Annotated in this window: 14 protein-coding genes and 2 pseudogenes; 3 read left to right on the top strand and 13 right to left on the bottom strand. The window is 63.7% G+C overall.

All coding sequences use genetic code 11. The features are described 5' to 3' along the window. Positions 1-25: 25 nt before the first annotated feature. Complete coding sequence (locus tag M1B34_RS16050) at positions 26-448, top strand: hypothetical protein (RefSeq protein ID WP_123327517.1); 423 nt, start codon at positions 26-28, stop codon at positions 446-448. On the opposite strand, the gene M1B34_RS16045 is transcribed toward M1B34_RS16050, so the two are convergent. The 7 genes and pseudogenes from M1B34_RS16045 to M1B34_RS16015 form a co-directional block, all read right to left on the bottom strand. After that, complete coding sequence (locus M1B34_RS16045) at positions 426-614, bottom strand: hypothetical protein (RefSeq protein ID WP_123327516.1); 189 nt, start codon at positions 612-614, stop codon at positions 426-428. The two genes, M1B34_RS16050 and M1B34_RS16045, sit on opposite strands and share 23 nt — an antisense overlap. After that, positions 611-1,735: a PepSY-associated TM helix domain-containing protein gene (locus tag M1B34_RS16040; protein WP_268265618.1), complete on the bottom strand. Its 1,125-nt coding sequence runs from the start codon at positions 1,733-1,735 to the stop codon at positions 611-613. Before M1B34_RS16040 ends, M1B34_RS16045 begins: the two co-directional genes overlap by 4 nt. A gap of 61 nt (positions 1,736-1,796) precedes the next feature. Continuing rightward, positions 1,797-4,234: pseudogene (locus tag M1B34_RS16035) on the bottom strand (TonB-dependent siderophore receptor). A gap of 167 nt (positions 4,235-4,401) precedes the next feature. Continuing rightward, positions 4,402-5,382 (bottom strand): FecR domain-containing protein, encoded by a 981-nt coding sequence (locus tag M1B34_RS16030; RefSeq protein WP_123327513.1) that lies wholly within the window; start codon positions 5,380-5,382, stop codon positions 4,402-4,404. Further along, the gene (locus M1B34_RS16025; RefSeq protein ID WP_123327512.1) at positions 5,379-5,897 is read right to left on the bottom strand and encodes an RNA polymerase sigma factor; all 519 of its coding nucleotides are present in this window, start codon (positions 5,895-5,897) and stop codon (positions 5,379-5,381) included. Before M1B34_RS16025 ends, M1B34_RS16030 begins: the two co-directional genes overlap by 4 nt. Before the next feature lie 115 nt (positions 5,898-6,012). After that, positions 6,013-6,720, bottom strand: a complete 708-nt coding sequence (locus M1B34_RS16020; RefSeq protein ID WP_268265617.1) for a 3'-5' exonuclease — start codon at positions 6,718-6,720, stop codon at positions 6,013-6,015. Continuing rightward, the gene (locus tag M1B34_RS16015) at positions 6,717-8,651 is read right to left on the bottom strand and encodes a putative nucleotidyltransferase substrate binding domain-containing protein (protein WP_279653324.1); all 1,935 of its coding nucleotides are present in this window, start codon (positions 8,649-8,651) and stop codon (positions 6,717-6,719) included. Before M1B34_RS16015 ends, M1B34_RS16020 begins: the two co-directional genes overlap by 4 nt. A gap of 260 nt (positions 8,652-8,911) precedes the next feature. On the opposite strand from M1B34_RS16015, the gene M1B34_RS16010 reads away from it, so the two are divergent. Then, positions 8,912-9,358, top strand: a complete 447-nt coding sequence (locus M1B34_RS16010; RefSeq protein ID WP_268265616.1) for a response regulator — start codon at positions 8,912-8,914, stop codon at positions 9,356-9,358. Positions 9,359-9,454: 96 nt separating this feature from the next. Here M1B34_RS16010 and M1B34_RS16005 read toward each other — a convergent pair. After that, positions 9,455-11,631, bottom strand: a pseudogene (locus tag M1B34_RS16005) (malate synthase G). A gap of 545 nt (positions 11,632-12,176) precedes the next feature. Here M1B34_RS16005 and M1B34_RS16000 point away from each other — a divergent pair. Continuing rightward, positions 12,177-12,695, top strand: coding sequence for a glycine cleavage system transcriptional repressor (locus M1B34_RS16000; protein ID WP_268262757.1), 519 nt, complete (start codon positions 12,177-12,179; stop codon positions 12,693-12,695). 223 nt (positions 12,696-12,918) lie between these two features. Here M1B34_RS16000 and rarD read toward each other — a convergent pair whose 3' ends face one another. The 5 genes from rarD to M1B34_RS15975 all read right to left on the bottom strand — a co-directional run bounded on the left by rarD (position 12,919) and on the right by M1B34_RS15975 (position 18,779). Next, the gene (rarD, locus tag M1B34_RS15995) at positions 12,919-13,806 is read right to left on the bottom strand and encodes an EamA family transporter RarD (RefSeq protein WP_123327506.1); all 888 of its coding nucleotides are present in this window, start codon (positions 13,804-13,806) and stop codon (positions 12,919-12,921) included. A gap of 310 nt (positions 13,807-14,116) precedes the next feature. Next, a complete protein-coding gene (locus M1B34_RS15990; RefSeq protein WP_123327505.1) occupies positions 14,117-15,091 on the bottom strand; it encodes a serine/threonine protein kinase in 975 nt (324 codons plus the stop codon). Positions 15,092-15,236: 145 nt separating this feature from the next. Continuing rightward, positions 15,237-17,141: a PhoX family protein gene (locus M1B34_RS15985; RefSeq protein ID WP_268265615.1), complete on the bottom strand. Its 1,905-nt coding sequence runs from the start codon at positions 17,139-17,141 to the stop codon at positions 15,237-15,239. Between the two features lie 71 nt (positions 17,142-17,212). After that, a complete protein-coding gene (locus M1B34_RS15980) occupies positions 17,213-17,977 on the bottom strand; it encodes a TOBE domain-containing protein (protein WP_268265614.1) in 765 nt (254 codons plus the stop codon). A 61-nt stretch (positions 17,978-18,038) separates the two neighbouring features. Continuing rightward, on the bottom strand, positions 18,039-18,779 hold the full coding sequence (locus tag M1B34_RS15975) for a ComF family protein (RefSeq protein WP_268262760.1): 741 nt from the start codon (positions 18,777-18,779) through the stop codon (positions 18,039-18,041). Between the last annotated feature and the right edge of the window lie 72 nt (positions 18,780-18,851).

Here is an 18,851-nt window from a genome sequence, read left to right as displayed (position 1 = left end):
TCAACGAGGCTTCAAGGAGAGCAGGATGCGCAGGCGTTATATGCAACATGTGTGGGTCACCCAGGTCTTGCTGGCCTTGGGCAGTGCTGCGGTGTATCTGGCGTTGCAAGTGGAATGGCGGCGTCATGGCGAGGGTACGCCGGAGTACCTGATGGTCTTCACCTGGCTGGCCCGTACCTGGCTGCCTCTGGCGTGGCTGGTGTTGGCGGCCGGGGCCCTGGCGTTATGGCTGCGTGCCCGCCATGGGGTGAGCCGTGGCCTGCATTGGGGGTTGGCGCTGAGTTACCTGCCATTGCTGTTGTTGGTCGGCGTTGGCGTGTTGATCGCCGCCGGCGCGGTGCTGGAGAACCTCAGGTTCGCCCCGGCCATCCTGCTGGGCCTGGGGCTGTCATTTCATATGCTGCTGCGCTTTCCCCGACGTTGCGCTAGCGTCCCCGGTAACCGCTGAGTAGCCCGCGCAAGGCGATCAGGGTCGGCAGCCCGAGGCCGATCCAGCTCAGGCTGTCCCAGATCCCGTCCCCTAGCAGTGCGGCAAACAACCCGGCTGCGGTGAGCAACGCCAACCAGGCCGGGGTGCCGAAGACCTTCCAGAAATTCGAGGCCCGGGGCTTCATGGCAGCACCTGTGCTGCGGCCGGTTTGGCCCCACGCCGGCGGACGACCCACAGGTACAGACCGCTGCCCAGGACGATGATGGTCAACACATCCAGCGCCGCCCACAGCACCTGCATCGGCAGGCCGCCGTAGTCGCCAAAGTGCAGGGGCTGGGACAGGCCCATGGCGTCCATGTACCAAGGGCGCTCGGCCACGGCGGTGATCTCCAGGGTGCTGGCGTCGATCAGCACCGGGGTCAGCAGGTGCGACGTCAGGTGGGTGCTGCCTTTCATGAACACCGCGTAGTGGTGCTCGCTGGAAAAGCGCGTGCCGGGGAAGGCGATAAAGTCCGCCTGCATGCCTGGCGTCGTCGCTTCGGCAATTTCCAGTAGGCGGCTGGCGGGGGCCAGCCGGGTCAGGGGCGGGGCATCCTGGTAGGGCGCGATCATGGCGCTGAGGGCATCGTTGCGCCAGGCAGCGATCAGCAGGTCGGCGCAGGCGCTGACGACCCCGGTCACGCCCACCACCAGGGCCCAAGTCAGGGTCACCACGCCGATCAGGTTGTGTAGGTCGAGCCAGCGCAGGCGGGTGGATTTGTCCCGGCGCACGGTGGCGAAATCCAGGCGGCGCATAAACGGCAGGTAGAGCACTGTGCCGGAGACAATCGCCAGTACAAACAGAAGCCCCATGAAGGCCAGCAGCAGCTTGCCCGGCAGCCCGGCGAACAGGTCCACGTGCAGGCGCAGCATGACCATCATCAGGCCGCCGTTGGCCGAAGGCATGGCCACGGCCTCGCCGGTGCGGGCGTCGAGCATGAAGGTGTGGGACGAATTGGGCTCGGTGCCGGCAGTCTTGGCCATGATCGCCACCACGCCGTTGGGCTCGTCTGCGTCCCAGCCGAAGTACTGCATGACCTCACCCGGACGATGGGCCTCGGCGGCGCGCACCAGCTGTTGCAGGTCCAGGTGCGGGGTGTCGGCGGGCAGTACCTTGAGCTCGGCGGCATCGCCCAGCAGATGGTCGATTTCATGGTGGAAAATCAGCGGCAGGCCGGTCAGGGCCAGCATCAACAGAAAGACCGTACAGATCAGGCTGCTCCAGGTGTGGACCAGGGACCAGCGGCGGATAGTGGTGCTTCTCATCACGGCTCCAAAGGCCAAAGGGCCGCGTTTGAGGCGGCCCTTTGGCGAGGGTTATCCCTTCTTAGAATTTGTATTTGACGCTGGCGACAACGTTGCGCTGATCGCCGTAGTAGCAGTAAAAGCCGTCGCAGGTGGAGAGGTAATCCTTGTTGAAGATGTTCTTCGCATCCAGTGCCACCGTGACGCCTTTGAGCGTGCTGTTCACGCGACCCAGGTCGTAATGCGCCGAGGCGTCATACACGGTGTAGGAGCCCACATGCCCCCAGTCGGTGTTGGTGGTGTTGCCGTAGGTGTCGCCGACATAGCGTACGCCCGCACCCACACCGAAACCGTCCAGTGCCCCCTCGTGCCAGGTGTAGTCGGCCCAGGTGGTGGCCTGGTTGCGCGGTACTTGGGCCATGCGCTTGCCTTTCTCGGCAGCAGTGCCTTTGACAATCTCGCTGTCGTTGTAGGTGTAGGAGCTCACCAGCTTGAGGTTGTTGGTCACGTCCGCAGTGGCTTCCAGTTCCAGGCCGCGTACGCGTACCTCACCCACTTGACGGGTGATGTTGGCTTCGGTGACCGACATGTTTTCCTGGGTCAGGTCGAACACGGCCGCGCTGAGCAGGGTTTTGCTTCCAGGTGGCTGGTACTTGACCCCCACTTCGTACTGTTGGCCGGTGGTGGGTTTGAAGGCATCGAGCTTGTTGGTGGGGGCGCCATTGGTGGGTTGGAAGGACTCCGCGTAGGAGAGGTAGGGCGTTACGCCGCTGTCAAAGACGTAGCTCAGGGCGGCATTGCCGCTGAACTGCTTGTTGCGCTGGGTGCTGGTGGCGTCCTGCAAGTTGTGGAAGGTGGTAGCGGCATGCACCCAGTCTTCACGACCGCCGAGGGTCAGGCGCCAGTTGTCCAGGGACATCTGATCCTGGGCATAGAGCCCGGTTTGCTGAATTTTCTGGTTGTAGTCATACATGGTGAAGTACTGGACCTTGGAGAAGTCCTGGCCATACACCGGGTTGTTGATGTTGCTGGCCGGTACCCCGGCCGAGCCCCAGAGCCAGCGAGAGTCATTGTCGGAGCGCTGGTGGTCCAGGCCCAGCAGCACGGTATGGCTCACTGCGCCGGTCTGGAAGTCGGCCTGGAAGTTGTTGTCGACAGCGATCTGGCCGATGTTCTCGTCGACCTTGCCGGCGGTACGTTGCACGGTGCCGTCGGCGCTGACGGCCTGATCAGGACCTGCCGGCCAGATTTGGCCACCGGCGGTGATGCCCTGGAAGTTCAGTTCGTTCTTGGTGTAGCGCAGGTTCTGGTGGAACTGCCAGGTGTCGTTCAGGCGGGTTTCGAAGGCGTAGCCCAGGGAGTAGTAGGTCCGATCGTAGAACTCCCAATCCGGATCGCCGAGATTTTTGTGATGGGAGATCTTGCCGGCCGGGCTGCTCAGTTTGGTGCCTTGCAGCGGCAGGAACTGCCCGGTGATGCCGGTATCGTCGCGGGTGTACTGCGAGAGAAACGTCAGCTTGGTGTCGTCGTTGATGTTCCAGGTCAGGCTGGGAGCGATGTTGTAGCGCTTGTCCGGGATGTGGTCCACCGGCGCATTGCTGTCGCGTACGGTGCCGCTGACGCGGTACAGGAGCTGGCCTTCATCATCGATCTTGCCGGTGCTGTCGAAGTTGATCTGCTTGTGTTCGTTGCTGCCGGCCTGGACTTCGATTTCATGGCTGCTTTGTTCCTGGGGGCGGCGGCTGACCATGTCCAGCAGGCCGCCTGGCGGGGTCTGGCCATAAACCGAAGAGGCCGGACCGCGCAGTACCGCGATGCGTTCAAGGTTCCAGGGCTCGATCTTCGGCGTGACGTAAGTGCCTCGGGGCAATGGCAAACCATCGAGGAATTGCGTCGGCACGAAGCCTCGTACCAGCAACCAGTCGTTGCGCGAGTCGGAGCCGTAGCCACTGCTTTGCACACCGGCGGTGTAGCGCAGTGCGTCGTTGAGGCTGAGCACCGGGCGATCGTCCATTTGTTCGCGGGTGATGACCGAGACCGAGCGTGGCAGTTCGGCGATGGGCGTATCGGTCTTGGTCCCGGCGGCGGTGCGGGTGGCGAGGTAGCCATCCGCCGGTCCCCAGGCGCTTTCGAACGCCTGTTGCCCGGTGATGCTGGTTTCTGGCAGGGCCATCACGCCCTCCGGGATCGGCGCCAGGGTGTAGGTGCCGGCGCTGCCTTGTTCCAGTTGCAGACCCGAGCCGCGCAGGGCTTCGTGCAGGGCGCCGATGGCGTCGAACTGGCCGTTGACCGGGGCCGAGGTCTTGCCGGCCGCGAGGGACGGGTTGAGGCTCAGGGCCACGCCGGCCTGGCTGGCGATACGGTTGAGGGTGCTGGCCAGGGGCGCCGCCGGCAGGTTGTAGGCGCGCACGCTGGAAGCCTGCTCGGCGCCAGCAGCGGGGAACTGGCCAAGGGGGCGCACAGGGCAATGGCTACGGCCAGCAGGCTGGGGCGCAGCAGGGTGTCAAGCGGGCGGGACATACGGCGGCTCCTGAATGGAAATGTTTCGCAATTGCCTCCATGCCGTACGAGATCGAGAAAGTGATAGGGCTGAATGAAAATAATTTTTATCAGCCCGCTGGCGGGTTGTATCTGCCGAGCCCGGCGCCCTGCCAGCGCCTGCGAGAGGCGCCGGCTGGGCGATGCATTCAGGGCTGGGCGGGGGCCTTGGCCTGCACGGTGACCCACCACGGCGTGTGCTGTTCCAGGCGCACTGGCAAGGTCGGCAGCAGCGCGCTCAAGGCCAGGTCGGTGTCGTGCAGCGGGAAGCTGCCGGTGATACGCAGGTCGGCGATTTCCGGGGCCACGCCCAGGTAGCCGCGGCGGTAGCGGCCCAGTTCCTGGATCAGATCGCCGAGGCGGGCGTTGTCCACCACCAGCATGCCGCGGGTCCAGGCGTCGGCGTCGGCGTTGAGGGCCAATAGCGGGCCCAGGCCGTCGCTGTGAATCAGCACCTGCTGGCCTTCCTTGACGATCTGTTCCTGTGCCGGGGTGTGCGGCTGCGCGGCGACAGCGGATTTGATCACGCTGAGGCGGGTGCCCTGGTCTTCGCGTTTGACCAGGAATCGCGTGCCCAGGGCGCGCATCCGTCCTTCGCGGGTTTCGACGATAAATGGCCGCGCATCGTTGTGCCCGGTCTCGATGAGGATTTCCCCCTCCTGGAGCACGATGCGTCGCTGTTTGTCATCGAAGCGCACATCCAGGGCACTGTGGGTGTTGAGGTTGACCACGGTGCCGTCGCTCAGGCGCAGGGTGCGTTGCTCGCCGGTGGCGGTGCGCTGGTCGGCCAGCCAGTAATCCAGTGGCAGGTAGCGGTCGCCGACCATCAGCGCCAGCCCGAGCACCACGACCACGCTGGCCAGGCCGCTGCCGAGCTTGCGCACTTGGCGGCGAATGCCTTCGCGCGATTGCAGCAGTGCGGCGCGGGCCGGCCCCGAAGCCACGCTGAAACGCTGGTCGAGCATGCCCAATTGGCGCCAGGCGCGGGCGTGTTCCTCATCGGCAGCGTGCCACTTGGCGAACTCTTCGCGCTCCACGCTGCTGCCGTCGCCGGAATCCAGGGACAGTTGCCAGGCAATTGCCGCGTCCAGCACCCGGGCCGACACCGGCTTGGAACTGATGGGCTTCATAGCGGCTCGCCATACAGCGCGATGTAGCACTGGCGGATGCCCTGGGCCAGGTACTGGCGCACCCGGGGCACCGAGACGCCCAGGCGCTCGGCGATTTCGGCGTGGCTCAGGCCGTCCAGACGGTTGTACAGGAAGGCCGCCCGGGCTTTGCTCGAGAGCTTGCCCAGCAGGCGGTCGATGGCCTTGAGGTCTTCGAGGATCAGTTGCTGCTCTTCCGGCGACGGATGCTGGTGCTCGGGAATTAGCAGCAGTTCATTGAGGTAGGCCTGCTCCAGGGCGGCGCGGCGGAAGTGGTCGAACAACAAGCCCTTGGCGATGGCCAGCAAGAACGCCCGCGGCTCGCGCGGGCTGGGTGCCTGCTCGCGGTTCAGCAAGCGCACGAAAGTGTCCTGGCTCAGGTCTTCGGCCCGTTGCGGGCACGCCATGTTGCGGCGCAGCCAGGCCAATAGCCAACCACGATGGTCGCGATACAACGCACCAACTAGTTCGTTGTGTGGGCTTTGGGCTGACGGCAACGGGTATCACCAATGAGGAAGTTGAAACTAACGAGAATTATTCGCGATTGTGGCAGAGGCGAAACAGCCGCGCAATTGACGCTGGTCGGTTGCCCAGGCGGCGCGGCGTTCGGGGTTAGAACGTGGGGGCGTGTTGGCGGCGTTTCCACTGGCTGAGGCGCTGTTGCAGGTTCAGCGGGCTGTGGATCTGCTGCTGGCGGGCGCGGCTGAACAGAATCAGCGCCAGTTCTGCGGTGGCCAGGGCGTCGGCAGCGGCGTGATGGCGCTCGCCCACCTGCAGTTTGAACCAGCCGATCCAGTCATCCAGGCCGGCTTCGCGAATGTTCGCCTGGGGGCAGAGCAGCGGCGCCATGTCGGCAACGTCGAGGAAGGGGTGCTGCAAGCGATAGCCCAGGCTGTCCTTGAGCGCCCGGCCGAGCATGTGTTGGTCGAAGGGCGCGTGGAAGGCCAGCAACGGGCTGTCGCCGACGAACTCCATGAAGTCCAGCAAGGCCTGGGCGGGGTCGCAACCGGCGGCGATGGCGCTGGGCCCCAGGCCGTGGATCAGCACGCTGGGGCTCAGTTTTTGGCCGTTGCGCTGCAAGGTGCGTTCAAACTGCTGGCTGAAGTCGATGGCGCCATCCTCGATCACCACCGCGCCGATGGACAGCACCAGGTCGCGATTGAGGTTCAGGCCGGTGGTTTCCACGTCCACCACCACCCAGCGTTGTTCGCGCAGGCTGCACTCGCCCAGGGGCGCGGCTTCACGCAGGCGTTCGCGGCGCTGTTGCTGCTCGGCGGTCAGCAGTGCGCCGGCGGGGCGTAGCCAGGTAAACAGGCTCATAACTGGTACCGCAGGGCCAGGCTGCTTTGCAGGCGCTGGGCCTGGCGCAGGGATTCGCGCAGGATGCGCCGGTCCAGGTGGTTGAGGCTGTCCGGGTCGACGCGGTTGGAGTACGGCAGGTTCTCCCGCGTCTGGCGCTGATGCTGTTGCATGCGGGTCTGCTGGATAAAGTGGTAAGCCTCTTCATACGCCGCGCCGTCCAGGGCCTCGATCACTTCCTTGGCCACCAGTTGGCGCAGGCGCTCCAGGGTGTTGTTGGCACCGATGCCGTTGGCCAGGGCCAGCAGCCGGGCGCCGTCGACGAAGGGGGTCAGGCCCTGGACTTTCAGGTCCAGCGTGGCTTTCCCACCATTTTTCTTCTCCAGGACGAAATCGCGGAAGCGCCCCACCGGCGGGCGCTGACGCAAGGCGTTCTCGGCCAGCATGCGTTGGAACAAGCGGTTGTCGGCGACCTGATCGAGGATGCCCTGGCGCAGTTGTTCACAGCCGCGCTCGTCGCCCCAGACCACCCGCAGGTCGAAATAGATGCTCGAGCCCAACAGGTTTTCCGGGGTGGCCTCGCGAATAAAGGCGGCAAAGCGTCGGGCCCATTCGGCGCGAGACAGGCACAGCTCGGGGTTGCTGGCCATGATATTGCCCTTGCACAGGGTGAAGCCGCACAGCGCCAGGCTCTGGTTGATCTGCTGGGCCAGGGGCAGCAGCTTGCCGCGGATTTCGGCTGCATGGGCAGCGTCCCGGGCGTCGAAGAGGATGCCGTTGTCCTGGTCGGTGTGCAGGGTCTGCTCGCGGCGGCCTTCGCTGCCAAAGCACAACCAACTGAAGGGCACCCCGGGGTCACCCTTGTCGGCCAGGGTCAGTTCGATCACCCGGCACACGGTGTGGTCGTTGAGCAGGGTGATGATGTGGGTGATCTGGGTCGAGGACGCACCGTGGGCCAGCATGCGCTCCACCAGTTGGCCAATCTCGCCGCGCAGGGCCACCAGGTTGTCGATGCGTGGCGCATGGCGAATGGTCCGGGCCAGGTGCACCAGGTCCACACGTTGCAGGGAAAACAGATCACGCTCCGAAACCACGCCGCACAGGCGCTGATCCTTGACCAGACAGACGTGGGCGATGTGCCGCTGGGTCATGGCGATCGCCGCATCGAAGGCGCTGTGGTCCGGGCTGAGGAAGAACGGCGCTTGGGTCATGTGCCGTTCGATGGGCTGGTTGAAGTCCTGGGTGCCGTCCGCCACCACTTGGCGCAGGTCGCGCAGGGTGAAGATGCCGATCGGCGCCTTGTGGGCATCCACCACCACGATGCTGCCCACTTGCTGCTCGTGCATCAGAGTCACGGCTTCGCGCAGGGGCGTGGAGGGGTTGCAGGTCACTGGGTGGCGCATGGCCAACTCGCCGAGACGGGTGTTCAGGGAATACTGGGTGCCGAGGGTTTCCACGGCCTTTTGCTGGACTTGCTGGTTGACCTGGTCCAGCAGGCTGCTGACCCCGCGCAGGGCGAAGTCGCGGAATTCCCCAGAGAGGGCGAACAGCTTGATAAAGGCCAGCTTGTTTAGTTGCAGGCAGAAGGTGTCCTCGGCCGCCAAGTGTTCGGTGCGGGTGGCCCGCTCGCCCAGCAATGCCGCCAGGGGGAAGCACTCGCCGGTGGTGATTTCGAAGGTGGTTTCGGTGCCGCCCTTGGCACTGTGGGGGCGCTCGCCCACCACCCGGCCCTGCTTGACGATGTAGAAGTGTTCAACCGGGCCGTCGGCGGGCTTGATGATGCTCTCGCCGGGGCCATAGAAACGCAGCTGGCATTGTTCTACCAGGTACGCCAGGTGGGCGTTTTCCATTTGGTTGAAAGGCGGGAAGCGCTGTAGGAACTGCATGGTCCCGTGGATGTTCTGCAACACCGCGGTCTTCCCGGCCTGGGTGAAGGCATCCGCTTTACTCATAACGATTACCGCAGTCTTTTTGGATTTATTGTGGTCGGATCAAGCGCCATGGTCGGCCGGTCGGCGCAGGGTGCCCATTGGACGTAAGTCTAGGTAGCCGCCGTCAGGCGCAACATTTGGCATTGAAACCCCGCTGATCCATGCACAAAGGTGCTGATCAAAGGGATTGGAAATTTTTCCGACGAAGTGCACATTGAAGGCCTGCCTGGCGATGTCTGACCACTGTGCTAGGGGATTGATCTGTCTATTCAGAGAAACATATGTCTGACCACGATATTTTGAGCGATGCCGAGCGCGAGGCGCTGAGTGCCGTGATGCTGGAGCCTGATCTGCCGCCCCAGCGTGTGCTGATCGCCGATGACGACAAGGATGCGCGGGAGTTGCTCTCGGAAATCCTTGCTCTGGACGGTATTCGCTGCATGACCGCCGCCAGTGGTGTGGCGGCCCTGGAGTTGCTCCAGTCCAGCAAATCGATTGGTTTGCTGATCACCGATTTGCGCATGGCGCCCTGTGGCGGCCTCGACCTGATACGCCAAGTGCGCGAGTCGGAGCGGGCGGCGTTGCCGATCATCATCATTTCCGGGGACGCCGACGTGCGTGATGCCATCGAGGCCATGCACTTGAGTGTGGTGGACTTTCTGCTCAAGCCGGTGGACACCAGCAAGCTGCTGGCCCTGGTCAAGCATGAGCTGGGGGTTGTTCCTTAGGGTTGAGCCTGGCGGCCCGGACGCTGCCAATACCTGCCCATGAAAAAGCCCCGGCCTTGCGGACCGGGGCTTTTTCGTTGGGGCTATCGCGCGGGTTTACAGGCCGTTCTTGGCCTTGAACTCGCGACGACGACGGTGCAGTACCGGCTCGGTGTAGCCGTTGGGCTGCTTGGTGCCTTCGATCACCAACTCCAGCGCCGCCTGGAAGGCGATGTTGCTGTCGAAGTCGGGGGCCAATGGACGGTACAGCGCGTCACCGGCGTTCTGCCGATCCACCACCGGCGCCATGCGCTTGAGGCTTTCCAGCACCTGGGCTTCGGTGACGATGCCATGGCGCAGCCAGTTGGCGATGTGCTGGCTGGAGATACGCAGGGTGGCGCGGTCTTCCATCAGGCCGACATCGTTGATGTCCGGCACTTTCGAACAGCCCACGCCCTGGTCGATCCAGCGCACCACGTAACCGAGGATGCCCTGGGCGTTGTTATCCAGTTCGTTGCGCACTTCTTCGGCGGACCAGTCGGTATTGCTGGCCAGGGGAATGGTCAGGATATCGTCCACCGAAGCGCGCTCGCGCTTGGCCAGTTCGGCCTGGCGGGCGAATACGTCGACCTTGTGATAGTGCAGCACGTGCAGGGCGGCGGCAGTCGGCGACGGTACCCAGGCGGTGTTGGCACCGGCCAGTGGGTGAGCGATTTTCTGCTCGAGCATGGCGGCCATCAGGTCCGGCATGGCCCACATGCCTTTGCCGATCTGCGCACGGCCTTGCAGGCCGGTGGACAGGCCGATGTCGACGTTCCAGTTCTCGTAGGCGCCGATCCATTTCTCGCCCTTCATGGCGGACTTGCGCACCATGGCGCCGGCTTCCATGGAGGTGTGGATCTCGTCGCCGGTGCGGTCGAGGAAGCCGGTGTTGATAAACACCACGCGCTCGCTGGCGGCCTTGATGCAGGCCTTGAGGTTGACCGTGGTGCGGCGCTCCTCGTCCATGATCCCGACCTTCAGGGTATTGCGCGGCAGGTTCAGGACGTCTTCGATACGACCGAACAGCTCGTTGGTGAAGGCGGCTTCTTCGGGGCCGTGCATCTTCGGCTTGACGATGTACACCGAGCCGGTCCGGCTGTTGGTGCGCGAGGTGCCGCCGTTGATGTTGTGGATGGCGGCGAGGCTGGTGACCAGGCCATCGAGGATGCCTTCCGGTACTTCGTTGCCGTCTTTGTCGAGGATCGCGTCGATGGTCATCAGGTGGCCAACGTTGCGTACGAACAGCAGCGAGCGGCCGTGCAGTTTCACTGTCGAGCCATCGACGCCGGTGTATTCACGGTCGGCGTTCATGGTGCGGGTGAAAGATTTACCGCCCTTGACGACTTCTTCGGACAGGTCGCCCTTCATCAGGCCGAGCCAGTTGCGGTAGATCACCACTTTGTCGTCGGCATCGACGGCGGCGACCGAGTCTTCGCAGTCCATGATGGTGGTCAGGGCCGCTTCCATCAGCAGGTCCTTGACCCCGGCGGCGTCGTCTGGCCGACCGGGCTGCTGGCATCGATCTGGATTTCGAAGTGCAGGCCGTTGTGCTTGAGCAGGATGGCGCTCGGTGCAGCGGCGTCGCCGTGGTAACCGATCAGTTGCGCGTCATCGCGCAGGCCGTTGTTGCTGCCGCCCTTGAGGCCGACCACCAGCTTGCCGCCGACGATCTTGTAGCTCACGGAGTCGACATGGGAACCGGCGGTCAATGGCGCGGATTCATCGAGGAAGGCACGGGCGAAGGCAATGACCTTGTCGCCGCGGACCTTGTTGTAGCCTTTGCCTTTCTCTGCGCCGTCGGCTTCGCTGATGGCGTCAGTGCCGTACAGCGCGTCGTACAGCGAGCCCCAGCGGGCGTTGGAGGCGTTCAGGGCAAAGCGCGCGTTCATCACCGGCACCACCAGTTGCGGGCCGGCCATGTGGGCAATTTCTTCGTCGACGTTTTGTGTCGTCGCCTGGAAGTCCGCTGCTTCTGGCAGCAGGTAACCGATGTCTTGCAAGAAGGCTTTGTAGGCCACGGCGTCGTGTGCTTGACCGGCACGGGATTGGTGCCAGGCATCGATACGCGCCTGGAAATCGTCGCGTTTGGCGAGTAGGGCTTTGTTCTTCGGCGCCAGGTCGTGAATGACCTTGTCGGCGCCGCCCCAGAATGCCTCGGCGGTGAGGCCGGTACCGGGAATGGCTTCGTTGTTCACGAAGTCGAACAGGACTTTGGCGACCTGCAGGCCACCGACTTGAACGTGTTCAGTCATTGCTTGCCTCACTCTGCTCAGCTATTTCGCTTTTCAGCTCTTCAAATTAACAATGAAGCCTCGGGCCATTTAAAGCACAACCCCTGTTTCCAGTACATGCCATTGCCGGCGGCTGGGTGCTTCCAATCAACGGCTGAGCCTTGCTGACGGGGGCTTTCAAAGGTTGCGACTGCGCCTTGGCAGACATCGATCCAACGTTATGTAGTGCGCGCTGCGGCATACTACATGATGAATTGCGCTTGTGAAAATTAGACTAAATACGTCGTTCCGCGACTCAGAAAAGCATCGCGGTCACGCCGGGGAGTCGGATGTTCTCAAAAAAACGATTGATTGTTCCAGATAAATCTAAAGAGTTGTACACGATTTGTATTTTCCTTCCCTTCGGCCCTCTGTATGAGCCGGCTGCCGGCGATTGAAGATTGAGGCTTTGCGCAGGGCTTGAGGGTGTCGATCGCTGGCAAGCCAGCGCCTACAAGGTGGAGCGGAAGCTGTTGGATTCCAGGCTGCCTATAATTGCTCTTTCATCCTGAACAGAGGGCTGCGCCATGGACCACCTCGTACTCACCGTATTTGCCCCGGACAAACCCGGACAGGTCGAGCGCATCGCCCAGTGCATCGCTGAGCACGGCGGCAATTGGCTGGAGAGCCGCATGTCGCGCATGGCCGGGCAGTTTGCCGGGATCTTGCGGGTGGGTGTTCCGGCCGAAGCCTACGACGAGTTGGTGGAGGCCCTGCAGGGGCTGGCGGCCCAGGGCATTCGCGTGCTGCTTGCCGACAGCGGGATCGAGCAGTCCTGCACCTGGAAGCCGATCGCCATGGAGTTGGTGGGTAACGACCGGCCGGGCATCGTGCGCGACATCACCCGTTTGCTGAGCGAGCAGGGGGTCAACCTGGAAAGCCTGGTCACCGAAGTGCGGCCGGCGCCCATGAGCAGCGAGCCGCTGTTTCATGCCGAGGCCATTCTGGCGGTGCCCCTGACGTTGTCCCTGGATGTCTTGCAATCACGCCTGGAAACCCTGGCGGACGATCTGATGGTGGAGTTGGTGCTGCGCAGCGAGGGGTGACCGGTGCTGCGGGTTATCCAAGTTTAAGGTGCATGCGCCTGTGGATAACCTGTAGAGACTGAGCGCCAGCCCAGGCGGGCCGTGGCTCTTCAGGATCTGATCAAAAAACCAGCAGTTTCAAGGGCTTGTGCACAAACGGCGGGGATCACGTTGTGGATAACCTTGGGAAGGATGCCTGCAGGCCACGGATATCATGGCCTGCAAGGCTTTGAGCGTTTTTTGATCAGCGCCGGCCGCGTAGGCTGATCCAGGCATCCACGCTGTAAACCGCCAGCCCGGCCCAGATAAACATGAAGGCCAGCAAGGTGCTGGACGACAAGTGTTCATCAAACAACAGCACGGCCTGCAACAGCACCAGTGTCGGTGCCAGGTACTGCAGGAAGCCCAGGGTGGTGTAGGGCAGGTGCCGTGCAGCCGCGTTGAAACACACCAGTGGCACCAACGTTACCGGGCCGGCCGCCACCAGCCACCAGGCTTCGGAAGTGGTCCAGAAATGGGCCTGGGCGCTGCTGGCCTCCGGGTGCAGCAACAGCCAGGCGGCAGCGATGGGCACCAGCATCCAGGTTTCCACCACCAGCCCGGGTAGCGCCTTGACCGGCGCCTGTTTGCGGATCAGCCCATAGAAACCGAAGGTCAGCGCCAGCACCAGGGACACCCAGGGCAGGCTGCCCACTTGCCACACTTGCTGCAGCACACCCACCGTCGCCAACCCCACCGCCAGCCACTGCAGGCGCCGCAGGCGTTCGCCGAGGATCAGCATGCCCAGCAATACGTTGACCAGGGGGTTGATGTAGTAGCCGAGGCTGGCTTCGAGCATGCGCCCATTGTTCACCGACCAGACATAGGTCAGCCAGTTGGCCGCAATCAGGGTGCCGCTCAAGGCCAGGATCGCCAGGCGCTTGGGGTTGTCCCGCAGTTCGCGCCACCAGCCTGGGTGTTTCCATACCAGCAACAGCAATGCGCCGAACAACGCCGACCACAGCACCCGGTGGATGATGATTTCCACGGCGGGCACGCTGGCGATGGCTTTGAAGTAGAGCGGGAACAGGCCCCAGATGATGTAGGCACTCAGGCCTAGGATGTACCCGTGGCGCGGGTTGGCGGCTTGCATGCAGAGTCCTTGCTTAGGCAGCTAACAAACGACGATTGTAAGGAGAAATGTCTATACCTGTCCTGGCTTTTGCGCTCGCGGTTGAGGCCGCGTGCCGGCGATGGTGTTCGCAAGACCGCTATCGCTGGCAAGCCAGCTCCTACGGAGGGGGCGGGTTTCTGTAGGAGCCGGCTTGCTGGCGAGGCGTCCGCAAGACCGCTATCGCTGGCAAGCCAGCTCCTACGGAGGGGGGCTTTTCTGTAGGAGCCGGCTTGCTGGCGAGGCGTTCGCAAGATTGCTATCGCTGGCAAGCCAGGTCCTACGGGTGGGGTTAGAACAATTTCAGGGGCTCTTCGTTGAGCGCCGACAATTGCTCGCGCAGCGCCAGGATCTGGTCGCCCCAGTAACGCTCGGTACCAAACCAGGGGAAGCTGTGAGGGAAGGCCGGGTCATCCCAGCGTCGCGCCAGCCACGCGCTGTAGTGCATCAGGCGCAGGGCGCGCAGGGGCTCGATCAGGGCCAGCTCCCGAGGGTTGAAGTCGTGGAATTCGCTGTAGCCGTCCATCAGTTCCGAGAGTTGGCCGAGGCATTCCTGGCGGTCGCCGGCGAGCATCATCCACAGGTCCTGGACCGCTGGCCCCATGCGGCAGTCGTCGAGGTCGACGATGTGGAACATCTCGTCGCGGCACATCATGTTGCCGGGGTGGCAATCGCCGTGCATGCGGATGTTCTGGTGCGGCGTGGCCTGGTACACGTCTTCCACGCGCTTGAGCAGGTCACGGGCCACGGACTCGTAGGCCGGCAGCAGGCTCTTGGGAATGAAGTTGCCTTCCAACAGGGTGGCCAGGGAGTCGTGGCCGAAATTCTTCACCCCCAAGGCTTCGCGGTGTTCGAAGGGGCGGGTGGCACCCACGCCATGCAAGCGCCCCAGCAACTGGCCCAGGCGGTAGAGCTGGTCGAGGTTGCCGGGCTCCGGCGCACGGCCGCCACGACGTGGAAACAGGGTGAAGCGAAAGCCGGCGTGTTCGAACAGACTGGCGCCGTTGTGGATGAGCGGCGCGACCACCGGCACATCGCACTCGGCCAGTTCGAAGGTAAAGCGGTGTTCTTCGAGGATGGCCTCGTTGCTCCAGCGCTGGGGCCGGTAGAACTTGGCGATCAGCGGCTCGCCGTCTTCGATGCCCACTTGGTAGACACGGTTTTCATAGCTGTTGAGCGCCAGGACCCGGGCGTCACTGAGAAAACCAATGCTTTCAACGGCATCGAGGACCAGGTCGGGTGTGAGTGTTGCGAACGGGTGAGACATGCTGACTCCTGCGCGCAGCAGGCGGCTGCGTCCGGCCAGGCATGTTAGCGCAGACGGGTGTTATCCGGGGGCTTTGCCGCGGTTATTGCCGGCCAGTCGGCGCCTGCCTTGAGCGTGGCAGACGCCGGCTCGCCGGCGATAGCGGTCAGGCGCCGATGATGCCGCCGTCTTCCCGGGTGATGGCCATCACCGAGGAGCGGGGTTTGCCGTTGGGCAGGTGCTCGGGGAAGGTCGAGCCTCCGTTTTCACCCGGGTGCTGGATGCCGACGAACAGGGTTTTCTGATCCGGAGAGAAGGTGATACCCGTCACTTCGCAACCCACCGGGCCCACCATGAAACGACGGATTTCGCCGCTGGCCGGATCGGCGCAGAGCATCTGGTTGTTGCCCATGCCGGCGAAGTCGCCGCTGTTGCTGACGTCGCCGTCGGTGAGGATCCACAGGCGCCCAGCCTGATCGAAACCCAAACCGTCCGGGCTGTTGAACATGTTCTGCGGGGTGATGTTGGACGAGCCACCCTTGGCCTGGCCGGCGTGCACGCCGGGGTTGCCGGCGACCACAAACAGGTCCCAGGTGAAGTCCATGGCGCCGTGGTCGTCACCGCCGGTGCGCCAGCGCAGGATCTGCCCGTAGACGTTCTTCTCCCGTGGGTTGGGGCCGCCTACTGGCTGGCCGTCTTCGCCGCGTTTGACGTTGTTGGTCAGGGTGCAATAGACCTGGCCGTCCGAGGGGCTGACCACGATCCACTCCGGGCGGTCCATGCGTGTGGCCTTGACCACGCTGGCCGCCAGGCGCGCGTGGATCAGCACTTCGGCCTGGTCGGCAAAGCCGCTGCTGGCGTCGATGCCCTGTTTGCCGTGGCTCAGTTCCAGCCATTGGCCTTGGCCCTTGGGGTGGTCCGGGTTGCCGTCGCCAGCGTCGAAGCGGGCCACGTACAAGGTGCCGTGGTCCAGCAGGTCGCGATTGGCCTTGGGGTTCTGATGGTTGATCTTGTCGCGGCTGATGAATTTGTAGATGAACTCGCCACGCTCGTCGTCGCCCATGTAGACCACGGCGCGGCCGTCCTTGGTTTGCGCCAGGGCCGCGTTCTCATGCTTGAAGCGGCCCAGGGCGGTGCGCTTGACCGGGGTGGACTGAGGGTCGAAGGGATCGATCTCCACCACCCAGCCGTGACGGTTGAGTTCGTTGGGGTTATGGGCCAGGTCGAAGCGCGGGTCGTGCTGATGCCAGTTGATGTCTTTGCTGGCGGCCACGGCACCGTAGCGTTTTTGCGCCGGGTCGAATGCCTGCTCGGGGTTGCTGCTGCCGAAACAGTCGGTGAAGTTTTCTTCGCACGTCAGGTAGGTGCCCCAAGGCGTCATGCCGTTGGCGCAGTTCTGGAAGGTGCCCAATACCTGTTTGCCGTGAGGGTCGGCATTGGTTTTCAGCAGGGCGTGGCCTGCGGCGGGCCCGCTCAGATTGATCGGCGTGTTGCCGTGGATACGTCGGTTGTAGCGCGAGCCCTGGACGAACTGCCATTGGCCGTTGTTCTGGCGTCGCACTTCAATCACCGAGACACCTTCGCAGGCCAGGGCCTTGCGTACTTCTTCCGCCGACTGCGGCATGCCGCCGTGGGCATAGAGGTAGCGGTAGTTGGTGTATTCGTTGTTGATGGCCATCAGGGCGCGGTGCGGGTCGTCCGGGAAGGCAAACAGGCTCATGCCGTCATTGTTGTCGCCGAACTGCACTTCCTGGGCCTGGGCGCTGCCGTTACCGCTGGGGTCGAAGGCCGGGCCGTCCTGGTTCAGCGGCTGGCCCCAACTGATGAGCACGGACGCGGCGTAGCCCGGTGGCAGGCTGATGCGGTCGGTGGTGGCGGCAGCGATGCCTTCGAAGCCCAGCAACCGGCTGGCCCCGGCGCTGACACTGGCGGCCAGGGCGCTGCGGCTCAAGAGGTTGCCACCGAGAAACATGGCGGCGCCGCACAGGGCGCCGGCACTGATGAAGCTGCGACGGCTGAGGCCGACGATGCGTTCCAGGTCGGTGGGTTGGTCTTCTTCTAATAGGCTCATTTCAGGCTTCCTGCAGGTTTTTGCAGCCACCTTAATCAGCCTCCATGACGGAAATGTTGCAGTTGTTGCGACTACAGCGGCGTGCCCAGCAGAACGTTGCCGGGTGTGAACTGCACCCGCAGCGTCTGACCCGGGCTCAGCGCGAGGCTACGCAACTGCGCAGGCTCGGCCAGGGCGCACAAGGTCTGGCCACTGGGCAGGCTGATGCGCACCTCACTGGGGCCGTCTTCGGTGTCGAGAAGTCCCTCAATTCGACCTTCCAGGCAATTGTATCCAAGTGTTTCTGGTTGCTCGGGGGCGAGCAGCTCCAGCCAGCCGGCCTTGATCAGCGCCACCACTTCGGTGCCCAGGTCCAGTTCCAGGCGCAGGGTGCTGTCGTGGGTGATCTGCGCCTGGAGGGTCAGGCCGCCGGCCAGCTCCAGGCGGATCAGGTCATTGCAGCCATGGGCGGTGATCGCCTGCACCGTGCCGTGCAATTGGTTGCGGGCGCTGGTCCGCAGCATCAGCCGCCCCAGCAGATCGAGGTCGCTGGCGTCTTCTGCGGCCTCAAGGACCTGGGCCTGCAAGGCTTGCAGGCGCTGGTACAGGCGCAACACCCGTTGGCCCTCGCTGGACAGTTTGGCGCCGCCGCCGCCCTTGCCGCCGATGCTGCGTTCCACCAGGGGCTTTTGCGCCAGGTTGTTCAACTCGTCGATGGCGTCCCAGGCGGCCTTGTAGCTGAGGCCAGCACTTTTCGCGGCGCGGGTGATGGAGCCCTGCTCGGCGATGTGTTGCAGCAGGGCGATGCGCTGCGGGCGACGGACGATGTGCTGGGTCAACAAACTGGGCATGGGCATGACGAGGTGCTTTGCAGGCTGGGAGTGGGGCGAGTTTGCGGCTTGGGGGGTGGCTGTCAAGTCAGTCAGCCTCCCCGGGTTTCGGGGTGCGTGCCAGGCAATACACATCCACTCGCCGGGCGCCGGCCCGGAGCAGCAGGCGGGCGAGGGTTTGAGCGGTGGCGCCGGTGGTCAGCACGTCGTCCACCAAGGCCAGGTGACGGCCCTGCACTTGCGCGCCGGGTGCCAGGGCAAAGGCCTGGCGCAGGTTGCGTTGCCGGGCACGGGCATCCAGTGTCTGTTGCGCCTGGGTGTCTTGGGTGCGCAGCAGCAGGTGTTCCTCGCTGGCGATGCCCAGCTGTTGGCTGAGCCAGTGGGCAAGCATCGCCGCCTGGTTGTAGCCGCGCTGTCGCAGGCGCTTGGTGGCCAGGGGCACGGGGACCAGCGCGTCGGGTCGGGGCAAACCCTCGTTGAAGCGAAAGTGCAGCGAGTGGCCGAGAAGACCGGCCATCAGGTTGCCAAAAGGCCATTTCCCGTTGTGCTTGAAGCGCAGGATAAGGCTGTCGATGGGGAACCCGTAGGCCCAAGGCACCACCACCTGCTTGAAATCGGGGGGCTGTTTCAGGCACTGGCCGCAGATCAGCCCGCTGTCGGGCAGGGGCAGGGCGCAGATCCGGCACTGATCGCCCAACCAGGGCAGCTCGCTCTTGCAGGCTTGGCAAATGGGCGCGGCGGTCTGGCTGGGGAGATCACAGAGTAAGCAGGGTTGGTTGTTATTTAACCAGATGTAAACCGGTCCTTTGTATTCTGGTTGACAGTGCATGGCGCTTCCTTAAATATGCCGAACATCCGTGTCGCGGTTGTGGGTATTGCCTGCCCGCAGTCGTTAGCCAAG

Source organism: Pseudomonas morbosilactucae, from assembly GCF_023241715.1.
Taxonomy (GTDB): Bacteria; Pseudomonadota; Gammaproteobacteria; order Pseudomonadales; family Pseudomonadaceae; genus Aquipseudomonas; species Aquipseudomonas morbosilactucae.
The sequence above is the reverse complement of the archived record's forward strand: the minus strand, read 5'-3'. Positions and strand labels throughout refer to the sequence as shown.